Here is a 16,537-nt window from a genome sequence, read left to right on the forward strand (position 1 = left end):
CGATGCCCCGGCGCAGCAGGTCGTCCTGTTCGCGTGCCATCAGAACAGCCTCCCCAGCCAGCCCTCGAGGCTGTCGAGCCCCTGGGTGAAGGTGCGGTCCAGCTGCAACGGCGTGATCGAGACGTAGCCCTGCATCACGGCATGGAAATCGGTACCCGGGCCACCATCCTCGGCATCGCCGGCCACGGCGATCCAGTAGCCCTCCTTGCCACGCGGGTTGACCACCTTGACCGGCGCCGCAGCCCGGGCGCGATGGCCCAGGCGGGTCACCTGCACGCCACGGATATGGTCCAGCGGCAGGTTGGGGATGTTCACGTTGAGCACGGTGCGCGGCGGCAGGTCGAGCTGCGCATGGCCTTCGACCAACTTGCGAGCGAAATGCGCAGCGGTGGCGAGGTTGTCCGACTGGCGCGAAAGCAGCGAGAAGGCGAATGCCGGCAGATCGAGGAAGCGCCCTTCCAGCGCAGCCGCAACGGTCCCCGAATACAACACGTCGTCGCCGAGATTGGCGCCGAGGTTGATGCCGGACACCACCATGTCGGGCGTCTGCTCCAGCAGGCCGTTGAGCCCCAGGTGGACGCAATCGGTGGGCGTGCCGTTGATGCTGATATAGCCGTTGTCCAGGCGATGCGGGCACAGCGGACGATCCAGGGTCAGCGAGCTGCTCGCGCCGCTCTTGTCCTGGTCGGGGGCGATGACCACGCACTCGGCATAATCCTCGAGCGCAGCATGCAGGGCGGCGATGCCGGGTGCATTCACCCCGTCGTCGTTGGAAATCAGAATACGCATGGGTTGTCCGTCTGCCCCGCCGGCACCAGATCGACAAGCTCGCGAACCACTGCGGTAGCGAAGCATCCAGCCGGCAGGACGAATTCCAGTTGCAGAACGTCAGGCTCGGGATAATGCCACGTAAGGCCGCCGATGGGGAGGCGGAGGATGCGCCGTTCGTGCGCCATGCCCGCATCCGCGAGCCAGTCGCGCAGCGCCGGCTCGGCATCGGCCAGCGCCTGCTCCAGGGCCCCCGTGGCGCCGCCGGCAGGGGACGGCCCGGAACCCCACAGGGCACCGGTCGGATGCAGGTCGAGAATCTCCAGGCGGGGGTCGCGACACTCCTCCTCGCCCGCCATGAAGAAGCTGCGCTTGTCGGTGAAGGCCAGCAGGTCGCCGACCTCGGCACGGTTCCAGTTGCCCTTGGCCACCCGCTCGGCGAGCACCTGGTTGAACAGGTAGCTGCGCCCGGCCGATAGCAGCCGAGAGCGGACGTTGCGCTGTTCCGGCAATTCACGACGGCTGGCGAAAGCGCGGGCATCGACGACATTGCCGCCGTCATGGCCGAAGCGCTGCGAGCCGAAGTAATTGGGCACACCGCTGGCCGCCATCGCCTTGAGCCGGGCATCGAGCGCCTGGTGGTCGGCGACCAGGCGCGTGAGGCGCAGGGTGAAGCCATTGGCCGAATGCGCACCCCGTTGCAGCTTGCGCTTGTGGCGTACGCTCCTGAGGATGCGCAGGCTGGGGTTCTCGGCGGCGGAGAGGTCCGGATCGGCCTTGCCCGGCAGGTGCAGGCTGAACCACTGGCGGGTCAGCGCCTGGCGGTCCTTCAGGCCGGCATAGCTGATGGTCCGGACCGGCACGCCGGCTGCACGGGCCAGGCGCCGGGCGGCTTCCTCGGTATTCAGCTCACGCTTCTCCACCCACAGCCAGAGGTGCTCGCCTTCGCCGGCGAGTGGGATGTCCAGCACTTCGTCGACCTGGAAGTCCTCGGCGATCGCCTTGAGCACGGCCTGGCCGAGTGCCTCCCCGTAGGCACGGGGCCCCAGCAGTTCGAACTCGTTCATGCGCTCAGCAACAGGGCGACCGCATGCACGGCGATGCCCTCCTCCCGGCCGGTGAAGCCGAGCTTCTCGGTGGTGGTGGCCTTGACGTTGACCTGGTCCAGCTCGACGCCGAGGTCCTCGGCGATCGATGCACGCATGGACTCGATGTGCGGGGCCATCTTCGGCGCCTGTGCGACGATGGTGGCGTCCACGTTGCCGACCTTCCAGCCCTTGTTACGCACCTGCACCAGCACATGGCGCAACAGCGCGCGGCTGTCGGCGCCCTTGAACTGCGGGTCGGTATCCGGGAAGTGCTTGCCGATGTCGCCCAGCGCAGCGGCACCCAGCAGCGCGTCGGAGAGCGCGTGCAGCAGCACGTCACCGTCGGAGTGGGCGATGAGCCCGAACTTGTGGGGGATGCGCACGCCGCCCAGGGTGATGAAGTCCCCCTCGCCGAAACGATGCACGTCGTAACCGTGGCCAATTCGCATAGTCAGAAAAACGCCCTGAAAAGTCAGGGCGCGATTCTAACTGAAAGCGAAAGCTGGAAGCTGGAAGCCATACCGGCTTCCAGCCCTCAGGTCACTGCGCAGGCTCATCAGCCTTTCAACGCAGCGGCGTGGTGCCGCAGGTGGTCGTCAATGAAGCTGGCGATGAAGTAATAGCTGTGGTCATAGCCCGGCTGCAGGCGCAGTGTCAGCGGATGCTCGGCGGCCTTGGCGGCCGCCTGCAGCGCTTCGGGCTTGAGCTGGTTGACCAGGAAATCGTCACGATCGCCCTGGTCCACCAGGATCGGCAAACGCTCGCTGGCATCGGCGATAAGCGCACAGGCATCCCACTCGCGCCAGCGCGAGCGGTCCTCGCCCAGATAGCGGGACAGCGCCTTCTCGCCCCAGGGGCAGGCCATCGGGTTGACGATGGGCGCGAAGGCCGACAGCGACTGGTAGCGCCCCGGGTTGCGCAGCGCACAGACCAGCGCACCGTGGCCGCCCATGGAGTGCCCGCTGATGCCACGCTTGTCCGAGACCGGGAAATTGGCCTCGATCAGCGCCGGCAACTCCTGCACCACGTAGTCGTGCATGCGGTAGTTGCGCGCCCAGGGCTCCTGGGTGGCGTTGACGTAGAAGCCGGCGCCCAGCCCGAAGTCCCAGGCACCGTCAGGATCCCCCGGCACATCGGCACCGCGCGGGCTGGTATCCGGGGCGACGATGATCAACCCGAGCTCGGCGGCCAGCCGATGGGCACCGGCCTTCTGCATGAAGTTCTCGTCGGTGCAGGTCAGCCCCGACAGCCAGTAGAGCACCGGCAACTTCGCCCCCTGCTCCGCCTGGGGAGGCAGGTAGACGGCGAAGACCATGTCGCAGTTGAGCGTGTTCGAGCGATGGCGATAGCGCTTGTGCCAACCGCCGAAGCTCTTGTTGCTGGAAACGATTTCAAGGGTCATGGGGCCCTCCGGGCAGCCACAAGCCGCAAAGCACAAGCGGCAAGAGAAGACTTGCAGCTTGCAACTTGCGGCTTGCGCTTATCAGTAATGAATGACGGTACGGATGCTCTTGCCTTCGTGCATCAGGTCGAAGGCTTCGTTGATGCGGTCCAGCCCCATGGTGTGGGTGATGAAGGTGTCCAGCGGGATCTCGCCCTTCTCGGCCTTCTCCACATAGCTCGGCAGCTCGGTACGGCCTTTCACACCGCCGAAGGCCGACCCGCGCCATACGCGGCCGGTCACCAGCTGGAAGGGACGGGTGCTGATCTCCTGGCCGGCACCGGCGACGCCGATGATCACCGACTCGCCCCAGCCCTTGTGCGCACATTCGAGGGCCGCGCGCATCAGTTGCACGTTGCCCACGCATTCGAAGGAGTAGTCGACGCCTCCGTCGGTCAGCTCGATCACCACGTCCTGGATCGGCTTGTCGTGATCCTTCGGATTGATGAAGTCGGTCGCACCCAGCTCACGGGCCACGTCGAACTTGGCCGGGTTGATGTCGATGGCGATGATGCGCGAGGCCTTGGCCATCTTGGCGCCGATGATCGCCGCCAGGCCGATGCCGCCGAGGCCGAAGATCGCCACGGTGGCGCCCTCCTCCACCTTGGCCGTGTTGAGTACGGCACCGATACCGGTGGTGACACCGCAGCCCAGCAGGCAGACCTTCTCCAGCGGCGCTTCCTTGGGAATCTTCGCCAGGGAGATTTCCGGCACCACGGTGTACTCGGAGAAGGTCGAGGTACCCATGTAGTGGTAGATCGGCTGACCGTTGTAGGAGAAGCGGCTGGTGCCGTCGGGCATCAGGCCCTTGCCCTGGGTGGCGCGCACCTTCTGGCACAGGTTGGTCTTGCCGGACTTGCAAAACTTGCACTCGCGGCATTCGGCCGTATAGAGCGGGATCACGTGGTCGCCTACGGCAAGGGACGTTACGCCCTCGCCCACCGCTTCGACGATGCCCCCGCCCTCATGGCCGAGGATGCAAGGGAAGACACCCTCGGAGTCAGCGCCGGAAAGGGTGTAGGCATCGGTATGGCAGACACCGGTGGCGACGATACGTACCAGCACCTCGCCGGCTTTCGGCGGCGCGACGTCCACTTCGACGATCTGCAGGGGTTTGCCGGCCTCGAAGGCAACGGCGGCGCGCGACTTGATCATGGTGACTCTCCAGCGGATTTGACGATGGCCGAGAGTGTAGTTGAGCCACCAATGGTAAATAATCAGCCACAAAGCAAAACTTTATTGCTACACAGGGATAATCCATGAGCCGTTGGGAAGGGTTGGACGAATTCGTCGCCGTGGCCGAAACCGGCCGCTTCACCGCTGCCGCCGAACGCCTGGGGCTGTCGTCGTCCCACGTAAGCCGCCAGGTGGCGCGACTGGAGGAGCGGCTGCAGACGCGCCTCTTCTACCGCAGCACGCGCAGGGTGGCACTGACCGAGGCCGGGCAGACCTTCCTGCAACACTGCCAGCGCCTGGTGGACGCGCGCGACGAAGCCCTGCGCGCAGTCAACGACCTCACCGGCGAGCCCAAGGGACTGCTGCGCATGACCTGCGCCGTCGCCTATGGCGAACGTTTCATCGTGCCGCTGGTGAACCAGTTCATGGCCCGCCATCCGCAGCTGCGGGTGGAGATCGAACTGAGCAACCGGCCGCTCGACCTGGTCCACGAGGGGCTGGACCTGGCCATCCGCCTCGGTCGCCTGCAGGACTCTCGACTGGTCGCCACCCGGCTGGCCCCTCGGGTCATGTACCTGTGCGCCGCCCCCTCCTATCTCGAGCGTTACGGTCGCCCCCACAGCCTCTCGGAGCTCGGCCGGCACAATTGCCTGATCGGCAGTTCGGACCAGTGGGGCTTCCTCGCGGAGGGCCGGGAACAGACGGTACGGGTACAGGGCAACTGGCGGTGCAACAGTGGCGAGGCGGTGCTGGATGCGGCGCTGCGCGGCTTCGGCCTCTGCCAGTTGCCGGACTACTACGTGCTGGAACACCTGCAGGGCGGCAGGCTGGTTTCCCTGCTGGAACAGCACCAGCCGCCGAATACTGCGGTCTGGGCGATCTATCCACAGCAGCGCCACCTGTCACCCAAGGTGCGCCAGTTGGTGGACCTGTTGAAGGAAGGCCTGGCGGAGCACCCGGCCTATCGTGATCAGTGCCTGCCGGCCCAGCGCTGACGTAGCCAGTCGAGGTCTTCGGGGCGGGTGACCTTGAGGTTGTCGGCGCGCCCTTCGACCAGGCGTGGTGCCTGCCCCGACCACTCGATGGCCGATGCCTCGTCGGTGATGGCGACGCCCGAGACCAGGGCATCGGCCACGGAGCGATGCAAGGCGCCGAAGCGGAACATCTGCGGCGTGTAGGCCTGCCAGATGACGCTGCGGTCGACCGTCTCGGCCACCCGCCCATCGGGCCCGGCGCGCTTCAGCGTGTCGCGTGCGGGCACCGCCAGCAGGCCGCCGACGCTGTCATCGGCCAATTCGGCCAGGAGCAGGTCGAGGTCGGTGCGGGCAAGGTTGGGCCGCGCCGCGTCGTGCACCAGCACCCAGTCGTTCGGGCGCGCGCCCAGCTCATCCAGGCGCAGCAGGGCCTTGAGCACGGTGTCAGCGCGCTCCTTGCCGCCGTCCACGCGCTCGATGCGCGGATCTCCCGCGCAATCCAGCGCAGGCCAGTAAGGATCGTCGACTGAGAGACCGACCACCACGCGTCTGAGGCTGGGGTGATCGAGAAAGCAGGCGAGGCTGTGTTCGAGGATGGTCCGCCCGGCCAGCTCCAGGTATTGCTTGGGGCGGTCGGCACGCATGCGGGCACCGACACCGGCGGCCGGGATCACGGCCCAGAAGGCGGGAAGTTCAGGTGTGTTCATTCGGCCAACTGATAGAGGGTCTCGCCCTCTTTGACCATGCCCAGTTCGTGGCGCGCACGCTCTTCCACGGTTTCCATGCCCTTCTTCAGCTCGGAAACCTCGGCTTCGAGGATACGGTTGCGTTCCAGCAGGCGTTCGTTCTCGCCCTTCTGGTCGGCGATCTGCCGCTCGAGATCCGTCACCTGCGCGAGGCTGCCGTCACCCACCCACAGGCGATACTGCAACCCAGCCAGGGCCAGGATCAGCACGACGAACAACCAGTAAGGGGATTTGGCCATCGAAAGAGAAGTTTCCATACGAAAAGGGCAGCTTTCGCTGCCCTTTTTATCATCCCCGGCTTAGCCGCGGAACTCGGCACGACCACGGTAAGGCGCCTTTCCGCCCAGCTGCTCTTCGATACGCAGCAGCTGGTTGTACTTGGACACGCGGTCGGAACGGCACAGGGAGCCGGTCTTGATCTGGCCGGCGGCGGTGCCAACGGCCAGGTCGGCGATGGTGCTGTCCTCGGTCTCACCGGAACGGTGGGAAATCACCGCGGTGAAGCCGGCGGCCTTGGCCATCTGGATGGCTTCGAGGGTCTCGGTCAGCGAGCCGATCTGGTTGAACTTGATCAGGATCGAGTTGCCGATGCCTTTCTCGATGCCTTCCTTGAGGATCTTGGTGTTGGTCACGAACAGGTCGTCACCTACCAGCTGGATCTTCTCGCCGATCTTGTCGGTGAGGATTTTCCAGCCGGCCCAGTCGGACTCGTCCAGGCCGTCTTCGATCGAGATGATCGGGAAGCGCTCGGTCAGGCCTTTGAGGTAGTCGGCGAAGCCTTCGGCGTCGAACGACTTGCCTTCGCCGGACAGGTTGTACTTGCCGTCTTCGAAGAATTCGCTGGCAGCGCAGTCCAGGGCCAGGGTCACGTCGGTGCCCAGCTTGTAGCCGGCATTGGCGACGGCTTCGGCGATGGCGGCCAGGGCGTCTTCGTTGGAGGTCAGGTTCGGCGCGAAGCCGCCTTCGTCACCCACGGCGGTGTTCAGGCCACGGGCCTTCAGCACGGCCTTGAGGTGATGGAAGATCTCGGTGCCCATGCGCAGGCCATCGGAGAAGGTCTTGGCGCCAACCGGCTGGACCATGAACTCCTGGATGTCGACGTTGTTATCGGCATGCTCGCCACCGTTGATGATGTTCATCATCGGGACCGGCATGGAGTACTGGCCGGGGGTGCCATTGAGGTTGGCGATGTGCGCGTACAGCGGCAGGTCCTGGTCCTGGGCGGCGGCCTTGGCGGCGGCGAGGGACACGGCGAGGATGGCGTTGGCACCCAGCTTGGCTTTGTTGTCGGTACCGTCGAGGGCGATCATCGCGTGGTCGAGCGCCTTCTGGTCAACCGGGTCCTTGCCCAGCAGCAGGTCGCGGATCGGGCCGTTGATGTTGGCGACGGCCTTCAGCACACCCTTGCCCATGTAGCGGCTCTTGTCGCCATCGCGCAGCTCGAGGGCTTCGCGGGAACCGGTGGAGGCACCGGACGGCGCGCACGCGCTGCCAACGATACCGTTGTCCAGGATCACATCCGCCTCGACGGTGGGGTTACCGCGGGAATCCAGGACTTCACGGCCCTTGATGTCGACGATCTTTGCCATTGTTGTTAGCACTCCAAAGTTGACGATGACGCTGCAGCGGAATTAGAGGGGCGGCGCGGGCAGACGTTCGATTCGGCAGGTCTCACCACAAGCCTGACTGCTCGGTCAGATTACGCGCGCCCGGCACTTTACCGGAGATTTGCCTGTTCAGGCAGTCTCGATCGGCGGAAAACTCTTGACCAGGTCGTCCAGCTGCTTGAGCTGGGCGAGGAACGGTTCCAGCTTGTCCAGGCGCAGGGCACAAGGGCCGTCGCACTTGGCGTTGTCCGGGTCCGGATGCGCCTCCAGGAACAGGCCGGCGAGGCCCTGGCTCATGCCTGCCTTGGCCAGGTCGGTGACCTGGGCGCGGCGGCCACCGGCGGAATCGGCACGCCCGCCCGGCATCTGCAGGGCGTGGGTGACGTCGAAGAACACCGGGTACTGGAACTGCTTCATGATGCCGAAGCCGAGCATGTCCACCACCAGGTTGTTGTAACCGAAGGAGGAACCACGCTCGCAGAGGATCAGCTGGTCATTACCGGCTTCCTCGCACTTGGTCAGGATGTGTTTCATCTCCTGGGGCGCGAGGAACTGGGCTTTCTTGATGTTGATCACCGCACCGGTCTTCGCCATCGCCACGACCAGGTCGGTCTGGCGGGAGAGGAAGGCCGGCAGCTGGATGATGTCGCAGACCTCGGCTACCGGGGCAGCCTGGTGCGGCTCGTGCACGTCGGTGATGACCGGCACGCCGAAGGCCTTCTTCACGTCCTCGAAGATCTTCATGCCCTCTTCCAGGCCCGGGCCGCGGAAGGAGTTGATGGAGGAGCGGTTGGCCTTGTCGAAGCTGGCCTTGAACACGTAGGGGATGCCGAGCTTGTCGGTGACCTTGACGTATTCCTCGCACACCTTCATCGCCAGGTCACGGGACTCCAGCACGTTCATGCCGCCGAACAGCACGAAGGGCTTGTCGTTGGCGATCTCGATGTCGCCAACGCGGATGATCTTCTGTGCCATGGGTCAGGCCTTCTTCGCTTTCTGCGCCAGGGCGGCGTTGACGAAGCCGCTGAACAGCGGATGACCGTAACGCGGCGTGGAGGTGAACTCCGGGTGGAACTGGCAGGCGACGAACCACGGATGGTCAGGGGACTCGACCACCTCGACCAGCGCGCCGTCGCCGGAGCGACCGGTGATCTTAAGGCCGGCTTCCTGAAGTTGCGGCAGCAGGTTGTTGTTCACCTCATAGCGATGGCGGTGACGCTCGACGATCTCGTCCTTGCCATAGCAGGCGTGTACCAGGGAGCCCGGCTCCAGCTGGCAGGCCTGGGCGCCCAGGCGCATGGTGCCGCCGAGGTCGGAGGCTTCGGTGCGGATTTCGGTGGCGCCGGTGGCGTCTTCCCACTCGGTGATCAGGCCCACGACCGGATGGCCGCTGGCCTTGTCGAACTCGGTGGAGTTGGCGTCGGTCCAGCCCAGCACGTTGCGAGCGAACTCGATCACGGCCACCTGCATGCCGAGGCAGATGCCGAGGTAGGGGATCTTGTTCTCGCGGGCGTATTTGACGGTGGCGATCTTGCCTTCCACGCCACGCAGGCCGAAGCCGCCCGGAACCAGGATGGCATCGACGCCTTCCAGCAGGCTGGTGCCCTGGTTCTCGATGTCTTCAGAGTCGATGTAGCGCAGGTTCACCTTGGTGCGGTTCTGGATGCCGGCGTGGCTCATCGCCTCGATCAGCGACTTGTACGCGTCCAGCAGCTCCATGTACTTGCCGACCATGGCGATGGTGACGTCCTTCTCCGGGTTCAGCTTGGCATCGACGACGCGATCCCATTCGGAGAGGTCGGCACCGCCGCACTGCAGGCCGAAACGCTCGACGACGAAGTCGTCCAGGCCCTGGGCGTGCAGCACGGAAGGGATGCGGTAGATGGTGTCGACGTCCTGCAGGGCGATGACCGCGCGCTCTTCCACGTTGGTGAACAGCGCGATCTTGCGGCGTGAGGACAGGTCGACTTCATGGTCGGAACGGCAGATCAGCACATCGGGCTGCAGGCCGATGGAACGCAGCTCCTTCACCGAGTGCTGGGTCGGCTTGGTCTTGGTCTCGCCAGCGGTGGCGATGTAGGGGACCAGGGTCAGGTGCATCAGCATGGCGCGCTTGGCGCCCACTTCCACGCGCAGTTGGCGAATGGCCTCGAGGAAGGGCTGGGACTCGATGTCGCCCACGGTACCGCCGATCTCGACCATCGCCACGTCGGCGTCGCCGGCACCCTTGATGATGCGGCGCTTGATCTCGTCGGTGATGTGCGGGATGACCTGGATCGTGGCACCCAGGTAGTCACCACGGCGCTCCTTGCGCAGCACGTCCTCGTAGACGCGGCCGGTGGTGAAGTTGTTGTTCTGGGTCATGGTGGTGCGCACGAAGCGCTCGTAGTGGCCCAGGTCGAGGTCGGTCTCTGCGCCGTCCTCGGTGACGAACACTTCACCGTGCTGGAAGGGACTCATGGTGCCGGGATCGACGTTGATGTACGGATCCAGCTTGAGCATGGTGACCTTCAGCCCCCGCGCTTCCAGAATGGCGGCCAAGGATGCCGAGGCGATGCCTTTCCCCAATGAAGAAACAACACCACCCGTGACGAAGATGTAGCGCGTCATGAAAAACCCTAGAAGTCTGCGTTTAGGCGGAAGGCCGCCGGGGAGAGCGAAGTAAGGCCGAAGCCTGCAATCTGGAACAGTGCCAAAACGGCAAACTCCCGCCGACTCCGAAGGAATCGGCAAGAGCTCTGTAAGACGGGAGCGTAGTCTACCGGAAAGACCCTTTCAGCTCAAACCTTGGTCATTCGTCGGCGGTGTCCAGCGCAGTCGCCAGCGCGCATCCACAGGCCCGGCAAGGCCTGGGAGGTTGGCCACGGCGAGCAGTTCCGAGCCGCGATAGAGCAGCGGCAGACGCCCGCGCACGAAGGCCGGCAGGCCACTCTCGTTGAGCAGCCGCTTGAGCTCGCGACGCCCACGCCCCGGCACGTCCAGCACCTCACCACCCTGGCGGTAGCGCACCTCCAGCGGGCCTTCCGGCGGCTCGCCGGCGAGTTGCAAACGGCCATTGCCGGGCAGTTCGAGCGCCTGCCCGGGCTCAGCCCAGCGCACGCTGCCCGCCCCGGGGCCCGGCCATTGGCCGGGCAGCCACCACAGCCGTCCGTCGGCGCGTCGCAGGTCGCCACCCGCCAGCCTCCATACGGGGTTCGCGCTGGCGCCGGCATCGCGCAGGTCGTCCCAGCCAGCCCAGCGGTCGCTGTCCGGCATCGCGGTGAAGCCGGCCATCCAGTGGCGCAGGGCATTGCGCTGGCGGGCCGGCGACAACCCCATCAGCGGGGCCAGCGCCAGGGATGGCAGCCGCAGCCAGGGAAAGGCGCTGTCGGTCCGCGCGGCCTGCAAGTCCAGTTGCGCCAGTTCGCCGAGCAAGGCCTCGGCCTCGGCCAGGTGCTCGGCGCTGCGGGTGATGCTTTCAACGGCCCGGGGCCATCGCTCGGTGAGCGCCGGCATGATCCGGCGACGCAGGTAGTTGCGAGAGAAATCGGTGTCGCCGTTGGACGGGTCCTCGACCCACTCCACACCCAGCTCGCGGGCGCAGGCCTCGAGCTCAGCGCGGAACACCCGCAACAGCGGGCGCAGCAGGACGCCCTCGCCCAGCGCCCGACTGGCGGGCATGCCAGCCAGGCCACGCACCCCGGCACCCCGCAGCAGGCGGAACAGCAGGGTTTCCGCCTGGTCGTCACGATGCTGGGCGCTCATCAGCACCTCGCCCGCGCCAAGCCGTGCAACGAAGGCAGCGTAGCGGGCATCACGCGCGGCGCGCTCCAGGCTGTTGCCAGGAGCCACCTGCACCCGCGCCACCTGCAAGGGCACGCCGAGGCTGTCACAGATCCGCTGGCAATGCACAGGCCAGCCTTCGGCAGCGGGCTGCAGGCCGTGGTGAACATGAATGGCGGACAAGGGCGGCAGGCTCTCGCGCTGGGCGAGGCGCGCCAGGAGGTGCAGCAGGACGGTGGAATCCAGGCCTCCGGAGAAGGCCACCCGCCAGGCAGGTGCCGCGCGCCACGGAGCGACGGCGGCCAGCAAGGCGGATTCGAGCTTCAGGACGAGCGCGCGACCCGGTCCGGCCACACGCCCGCCCTCATGGCCATCAGGCCACGCCATAGCTCATCAGGCGCTCGTAGCGGCGAGCCAGCAGGTCGTCGGTATCGAGCTTGCCGAGGGCCTGCAGTTGCGAGGTCAGCTCGGCACGGATCGACGCAGCGGCGACGGCCGGATCGCGATGGGCACCACCCAGCGGCTCGGCGATCACCTTGTCGACGATGCCCAGGCCTTTCAGGCGCTCGGCGGTGATGCCCATGGCCTCGGCGGCATCCGGCGCCTTCTCGGCGGTTTTCCACAGGATGGAAGCGCAGCCTTCCGGCGAGATCACCGAATAGGTGGAGTACTGCAGCATGTTCAGACGGTCGCAGACGCCGATGGCCAGCGCACCGCCGGAACCGCCCTCGCCGATGACGGTGGCGATGATCGGGGTTTTCAGGCGCGCCATGACGCGCAGGTTCCAGGCGATCGCCTCGCTCTGGCCACGCTCCTCGGCATCGATGCCCGGGTAAGCACCGGGGGTGTCGATGAAGGTGAGGATCGGCATCTTGAAGCGCTCGGCCATCTCCATCAGGCGGCAGGCCTTGCGATAGCCCTCGGGGCGCGGCATGCCGAAGTTGCGACGGACCTTCTCGCGCACTTCACGGCCTTTCTGGTGGCCGATGACCATCACCGGCTGGTCGTCCAGGCGAGCGACGCCGCCGACCAGGGCCGCGTCGTCGGAGAAGTGGCGGTCGCCATGCAGCTCGTCGAACTCGGTGAAGATGTGCTCGATGTAGTCGAGGGTGTAGGGGCGGCGCGGATGGCGTGCCAGTTGGGCGATCTGCCAGCTGGTCAGGTTGCCGAAGATGCTTTCGGTGAGCGCGCTGCTCTTCTCCTGCAGGCGGGAGATCTCGTCGGTGATGTTCAGCGCATTGTCGTTGCCGACCAGGCGCAGCTCCTCGATCTTGGCTTGCAGGTCAGCGATCGGCTGTTCGAAATCCAGAAAATTCGGGTTCATAGGCTTCCGTCGTGCGCGTGGGGCCAGGCGGCTGGTTCCATTTTGCGCCCTACCTTAAAGGAAGGGCGCGTGTCGGTCGAGAAACGGGAGCGACCATGCGCTCCTCGCTTCAGCGGTAGTGCAGGAAGACGTTGTCGCGCCCGAACTGGTCACGCAATGCCTGAATCAAAGCGTCGGCGGGGTCGATCCGCCACTGCTCGCCGAACTGCAGCAACGCCTTGGCACTCGCTCCACTGTAGTCCAGCGTGATCGGGCAGGAACCGCGATGGCGGTTGCACAAATCGGCCAGCCAGCGCAGGCGGTCACCCTGAAGAGCGCTGTGGTCGACCTTCATGCGCAGGCTTTCGGCCAGGCCGGTGCGGGCCTCTTCCAGGCTCATCACGCGCTTGGCACGCAGGCGCAGGCCGCCGGAGAAGTCGTCGTGGCTGACCTCACCCTCGACCACCACCAGCGCATCGGTCTGCAGCAGTGCACTGGCGGAGTTGAAGGCATCGGCGAACAGCGACGCCTCGATGCGCCCGGAGCGGTCGTCGAGGGTGATGAAGCCCATCTTGTCGCCCTTCTTGTTCTTCATGACCCGCAGGTTGACGATCAGGCCGGCGATGGTCTGGGTGTCACGCGCGGGCTTCAGTTCGACGATGCGCTGGCGGGCGAAGCGACGTACCTCGCCCTCGTACTCGTCGATCGGGTGCCCGGTGAGGTAGATCCCCAGGGCGTCCTTCTCGCCCTTGAGCCGCTCCTTGAGGGACAGCTCCTTGGCGTTGCGGTGGTTGGCGTACATGTCCGCCTCGGGTTCGGCGAACAGCCCGCCGAACAGGTCCATGTGGCCGCTGTCGTGGCTGCGCGCAGTCTGCTCGGCGGCCTGGATGGCTTCCTCCATGGACGCCAGGAGCACCGCCCGGTTGCGGTCGATACCGGCCTGGTAGGCCTTGGGCTCTTCGCTGAAGAACGGGCCCAGGCGATCCAGCGCACCACCGCGGATCAGGGCATCCAGGGTGCGCTTGTTGACGCGCTTGAGGTCGATGCGGTTGCAGAAATCGAAGAGGTCCTTGAACGGGCCGCCTTCGGCGCGGCATTCGGTGATCGCCTCCACGGGGCCCTCGCCCACGCCCTTGATCGCACCGAGGCCGTAGATGATCTGTCCGGCGTCGTCGACGGTGAAGCGGTATTCGGAGTTGTTCACGTCCGGCGCCACGATCCGCAGCTTCATGTTCCGGCACTCTTCGATCAGCGTCACCACCTTGTCGGTGTTGTGCATGTCCGCGGTGAGCACCGCAGCCATGAAGGGCGACGGGAAGTGTGCCTTGAGCCAGGCGGTCTGGTAGGAGACCCAGCCGTAGGCGGCGGAGTGGGATTTGTTGAAGCCGTAGCCGGCGAACTTTTCCACCAGGTCGAAGATGTTGCCCGACAGGTTCGGGTCGATGCCGTTGCTGGAGCAGCCTTCGATGAAGCCGCCACGCTGCTTGGCCATCTCCTCGGGTTTCTTCTTGCCCATGGCACGACGCAGCATGTCCGCGCCGCCGAGGGTGTAGCCCGCCATCACCTGGGCGATCTGCATCACCTGTTCCTGGTACAGGATGATGCCGTAGGTGGGCTTGAGCACCGGCTCGAGGCCGGCGTACTGGTAGTCCGGGTGCGGGTAGGAGAGCTCGGCACGGCCGTGCTTGCGGTTGATGAAGTCGTCCACCATGCCCGATTGCAGCGGGCCGGGACGGAACAGCGCCACGAGGGCGATCATGTCCTCCAGGCAGTCGGGCTTGAGCTTCTTGATCAGCTCCTTCATGCCGCGGGATTCGAGCTGGAAGACCGCGGTGGTCTCCGCCTTCTGCAGCATGTCGTAGGTTTTCTTGTCATCCAGCGGGATGCGGTCGATGTCCACCGGCGGCAGGCCTTTCTTCTCCTGCTCGCGGTTGATCATCTCCATGGCCCACTTGATGATCGTCAGCGTCCGCAGGCCGAGGAAGTCGAACTTCACCAGGCCGGCCGCCTCCACGTCATCCTTGTCGAACTGGGTCACCAGGCCACCGCCCTCCTCGTCGCACGCGATCGGCGAGAAGTCGGTGAGCTTGGTCGGGGCGATCACCACGCCGCCGGCGTGCTTGCCGGTACCACGGGTGATGCCTTCGAGCTTCAGGGCCATGTCCCAGATTTCCTGGGCTTCCTCGTCGGCCTTGAGGAAGTCGCGCAGCGCCTCCTCCTGGTTGTAGGCCGCCTCCAGGGTCATGCCCACTTCGAACGGGATCATTTTCGACAGGCGATCGGCCAGGCCGTAGGACTTGCCCTGCACGCGAGCCACGTCGCGCACCACCGCCTTCGCCGCCATGGAGCCGAAGGTGATGATCTGGCTCACCGCATTGCGCCCGTACTTGTCGGCCACGTAGTCGATCACGCGGTCACGGCCGTCCATGCAGAAGTCGACGTCGAAGTCGGGCATGGAGACCCGTTCGGGGTTGAGGAAGCGCTCGAACAGCAGGTCGTAGGCCAGCGGGTCGAGGTCGGTGATCTTCAGCACGTAGGCGACCAGCGAACCGGCGCCCGAGCCCCGCCCCGGGCCCACCGGCACACCGTTGTTCTTCGCCCACTGGATGAAGTCGGCAACGATCAGGAAGTAACCGGGGAAGCCCATCTGGATGATGGTGCCCAGCTCGAACTCCAGGCGGTCGATGTAGAGCTGGCGCTTCTCCTCGTAGTCCGGGGTCGTCTCCTTCGGCCAGAGCACCGCCAGGCGTTCCTCCAGGCCTTCATAGGAAGCGTGGCGCAGGTAGTCATCGATCCCCATGCCGTTGGGCGTCGGGAAGTCGGGCAGGAAGTGCTTGCCCAGCTGGACTTCGATGTTGCAGCGCTTGGCGATCTCGACGGTGTTCTGCAGCGCCTCGGGGATGTCGGCGAACAGCTCGGCCATCTCCTCGGGGGTTTTCAGGTACTGCTGGTCGGAGAAGGTGCGCGGGCGGCGCGGGTCGTCGAGGACACGGCCCTCGCCGATGCATACGCGGGTCTCGTGGGCTTCGAAATCGCCGGGCTTGATGAAGCGCACGTCGTTGGTGGCCACCAGTGCCGCACCGCAACGATCGGCCAGGGCGACGGCGGCATGCACGTGTTCCTCGTCGTTGACCCGGGCGGTACGCTGCAGCTCCAGGTAGAAGCGATCCGGGAAGACGGCCTGCCACTCGGCCAGCAGCGCCTCGGCGCCGGCCTGGTCGCCGCTGAGCAGGGCCATGCCGATCTCGCCTTCCTTGGAGCCCGACAGGGCGATCAGGCCCTCGGCAGCCTCCTTCACCCACTCGCGCTGGATGATCACCAGGTCATTGCTCTGGCCTTCGGACCAGCCCCGGGACACCAGCTCGGTGAGGTTGCGGTAGCCCTTGGCATTCATCACCAGCAGGGTCATGCGCGTCAGCGGCCCGTCCTCATAGGGGCTGGCAAGCCAGATGTCGGCACCGCAGATGGGTTTGACGCCCCCGCCCATGGCGGCCTTGTAGAACTTCACCAGCGAGCACATGTTGCTCTGGTCGGTGATCGCCACGGCGGGCATCCCGGCGCTCGCCACGGCCTTGATCAGCGGCTTGACCCGCACCAGGCCGTCGACGAGTGAATATTCGGAATGCAGACGGAGATGGACGAAGGCGACAGTCATGGCGGTCCTATAGAAAA

The 16,537-nt window shown here is 65.7% G+C and carries 14 protein-coding genes; 1 reads left to right on the top strand and 13 read right to left on the bottom strand.

The window, feature by feature from the left end:
- Window positions 1–39: 39 nt before the first annotated feature.
- The 5 genes from surE to DMX10_RS14080 form a co-directional block, all read right to left on the bottom strand.
- Window positions 40–789, bottom strand: coding sequence for a 5'/3'-nucleotidase SurE (gene surE / locus DMX10_RS14060; protein WP_111261647.1), 750 nt, complete (start codon window positions 787–789; stop codon window positions 40–42).
- Window positions 777–1,835 (bottom strand): tRNA pseudouridine(13) synthase TruD, encoded by a 1,059-nt coding sequence (gene truD / locus DMX10_RS14065; RefSeq protein ID WP_111261648.1) that lies wholly within the window; start codon window positions 1,833–1,835, stop codon window positions 777–779. Before truD ends, surE begins: the two co-directional genes overlap by 13 nt.
- Window positions 1,832–2,305 carry a 2-C-methyl-D-erythritol 2,4-cyclodiphosphate synthase gene (gene ispF, locus DMX10_RS14070; protein ID WP_111261649.1) on the bottom strand — a complete coding sequence of 158 codons (474 nt, stop codon included), beginning with the start codon at window positions 2,303–2,305 and terminating at the stop codon, window positions 1,832–1,834. Before ispF ends, truD begins: the two co-directional genes overlap by 4 nt.
- 107 nt (window positions 2,306–2,412) lie before the next feature.
- On the bottom strand, window positions 2,413–3,258 hold the full coding sequence (gene fghA, locus DMX10_RS14075; RefSeq protein WP_111261650.1) for an S-formylglutathione hydrolase: 846 nt from the start codon (window positions 3,256–3,258) through the stop codon (window positions 2,413–2,415).
- Between the two features lie 81 nt (window positions 3,259–3,339).
- Window positions 3,340–4,452, bottom strand: a complete 1,113-nt coding sequence (locus DMX10_RS14080; RefSeq protein ID WP_111261651.1) for an S-(hydroxymethyl)glutathione dehydrogenase/class III alcohol dehydrogenase — start codon at window positions 4,450–4,452, stop codon at window positions 3,340–3,342.
- A gap of 104 nt (window positions 4,453–4,556) precedes the next feature.
- Here DMX10_RS14080 and DMX10_RS14085 point away from each other — a divergent pair, with 104 nt between their 5' ends.
- Complete coding sequence (locus tag DMX10_RS14085) at window positions 4,557–5,468, top strand: LysR substrate-binding domain-containing protein (protein ID WP_111261652.1); 912 nt, start codon at window positions 4,557–4,559, stop codon at window positions 5,466–5,468.
- On the opposite strand, the gene ispD is transcribed toward DMX10_RS14085, so the two are convergent.
- From ispD to dnaE, 8 genes are all read right to left on the bottom strand, one after another.
- Window positions 5,444–6,154, bottom strand: a complete 711-nt coding sequence (ispD, locus tag DMX10_RS14090; RefSeq protein WP_111261653.1) for a 2-C-methyl-D-erythritol 4-phosphate cytidylyltransferase — start codon at window positions 6,152–6,154, stop codon at window positions 5,444–5,446. The genes DMX10_RS14085 and ispD overlap by 25 nt on opposite strands.
- Window positions 6,151–6,432 carry a cell division protein FtsB gene (ftsB, locus tag DMX10_RS14095; protein ID WP_111261654.1) on the bottom strand — a complete coding sequence of 94 codons (282 nt, stop codon included), beginning with the start codon at window positions 6,430–6,432 and terminating at the stop codon, window positions 6,151–6,153. Before ftsB ends, ispD begins: the two co-directional genes overlap by 4 nt.
- Window positions 6,433–6,492: 60 nt before the next feature.
- A complete protein-coding gene (gene eno, locus DMX10_RS14100) occupies window positions 6,493–7,782 on the bottom strand; it encodes a phosphopyruvate hydratase (RefSeq protein ID WP_111261655.1) in 1,290 nt (429 codons plus the stop codon).
- A 147-nt stretch (window positions 7,783–7,929) separates the two neighbouring features.
- A complete protein-coding gene (gene kdsA / locus DMX10_RS14105; RefSeq protein ID WP_111261656.1) occupies window positions 7,930–8,775 on the bottom strand; it encodes a 3-deoxy-8-phosphooctulonate synthase in 846 nt (281 codons plus the stop codon).
- Between the two features lie 3 nt (window positions 8,776–8,778).
- Window positions 8,779–10,410, bottom strand: a complete 1,632-nt coding sequence (locus DMX10_RS14110; protein ID WP_111261657.1) for a CTP synthase — start codon at window positions 10,408–10,410, stop codon at window positions 8,779–8,781.
- A gap of 165 nt (window positions 10,411–10,575) precedes the next feature.
- On the bottom strand, window positions 10,576–11,889 hold the full coding sequence (tilS, locus tag DMX10_RS14115) for a tRNA lysidine(34) synthetase TilS (protein ID WP_111261705.1): 1,314 nt from the start codon (window positions 11,887–11,889) through the stop codon (window positions 10,576–10,578).
- A gap of 46 nt (window positions 11,890–11,935) precedes the next feature.
- Window positions 11,936–12,886: an acetyl-CoA carboxylase carboxyl transferase subunit alpha gene (accA, locus tag DMX10_RS14120; RefSeq protein ID WP_111261658.1), complete on the bottom strand. Its 951-nt coding sequence runs from the start codon at window positions 12,884–12,886 to the stop codon at window positions 11,936–11,938.
- A gap of 109 nt (window positions 12,887–12,995) precedes the next feature.
- Window positions 12,996–16,520: a DNA polymerase III subunit alpha gene (gene dnaE, locus DMX10_RS14125; RefSeq protein WP_111261659.1), complete on the bottom strand. Its 3,525-nt coding sequence runs from the start codon at window positions 16,518–16,520 to the stop codon at window positions 12,996–12,998.
- Window positions 16,521–16,537 lie beyond the last annotated feature (17 nt).

Source organism: Pseudomonas sp. 57B-090624 (genome assembly GCF_003234055.1).
Classification (GTDB): Bacteria; Pseudomonadota; Gammaproteobacteria; order Pseudomonadales; family Pseudomonadaceae; genus Metapseudomonas; species Metapseudomonas tohonis.

What these genes read in the sequence shown, in the direction of transcription:
- surE (WP_111261647.1), bottom strand. Translation starts at nt 789, where the DNA reads ATGCGTATTCTGATTTCCAACGACGACGGGGTGAATGCACCCGGCATC.
- truD (WP_111261648.1), bottom strand. Translation starts at nt 1,835, where the DNA reads ATGAACGAGTTCGAACTGCTGGGGCCCCGTGCCTACGGGGAGGCACTC.
- ispF (WP_111261649.1), bottom strand. Translation starts at nt 2,305, where the DNA reads ATGCGAATTGGCCACGGTTACGACGTGCATCGTTTCGGCGAGGGGGAC.
- fghA (WP_111261650.1), bottom strand. Translation starts at nt 3,258, where the DNA reads ATGACCCTTGAAATCGTTTCCAGCAACAAGAGCTTCGGCGGTTGGCAC.
- DMX10_RS14080 (WP_111261651.1), bottom strand. Translation starts at nt 4,452, where the DNA reads ATGATCAAGTCGCGCGCCGCCGTTGCCTTCGAGGCCGGCAAACCCCTG.
- DMX10_RS14085 (WP_111261652.1), top strand. Translation starts at nt 4,557, where the DNA reads ATGAGCCGTTGGGAAGGGTTGGACGAATTCGTCGCCGTGGCCGAAACC.
- ispD (WP_111261653.1), bottom strand. Translation starts at nt 6,154, where the DNA reads ATGAACACACCTGAACTTCCCGCCTTCTGGGCCGTGATCCCGGCCGCC.
- ftsB (WP_111261654.1), bottom strand. Translation starts at nt 6,432, where the DNA reads ATGGCCAAATCCCCTTACTGGTTGTTCGTCGTGCTGATCCTGGCCCTG.
- eno (WP_111261655.1), bottom strand. Translation starts at nt 7,782, where the DNA reads ATGGCAAAGATCGTCGACATCAAGGGCCGTGAAGTCCTGGATTCCCGC.
- kdsA (WP_111261656.1), bottom strand. Translation starts at nt 8,775, where the DNA reads ATGGCACAGAAGATCATCCGCGTTGGCGACATCGAGATCGCCAACGAC.
- DMX10_RS14110 (WP_111261657.1), bottom strand. Translation starts at nt 10,410, where the DNA reads ATGACGCGCTACATCTTCGTCACGGGTGGTGTTGTTTCTTCATTGGGG.
- accA (WP_111261658.1), bottom strand. Translation starts at nt 12,886, where the DNA reads ATGAACCCGAATTTTCTGGATTTCGAACAGCCGATCGCTGACCTGCAA.
- dnaE (WP_111261659.1), bottom strand. Translation starts at nt 16,520, where the DNA reads ATGACTGTCGCCTTCGTCCATCTCCGTCTGCATTCCGAATATTCACTC.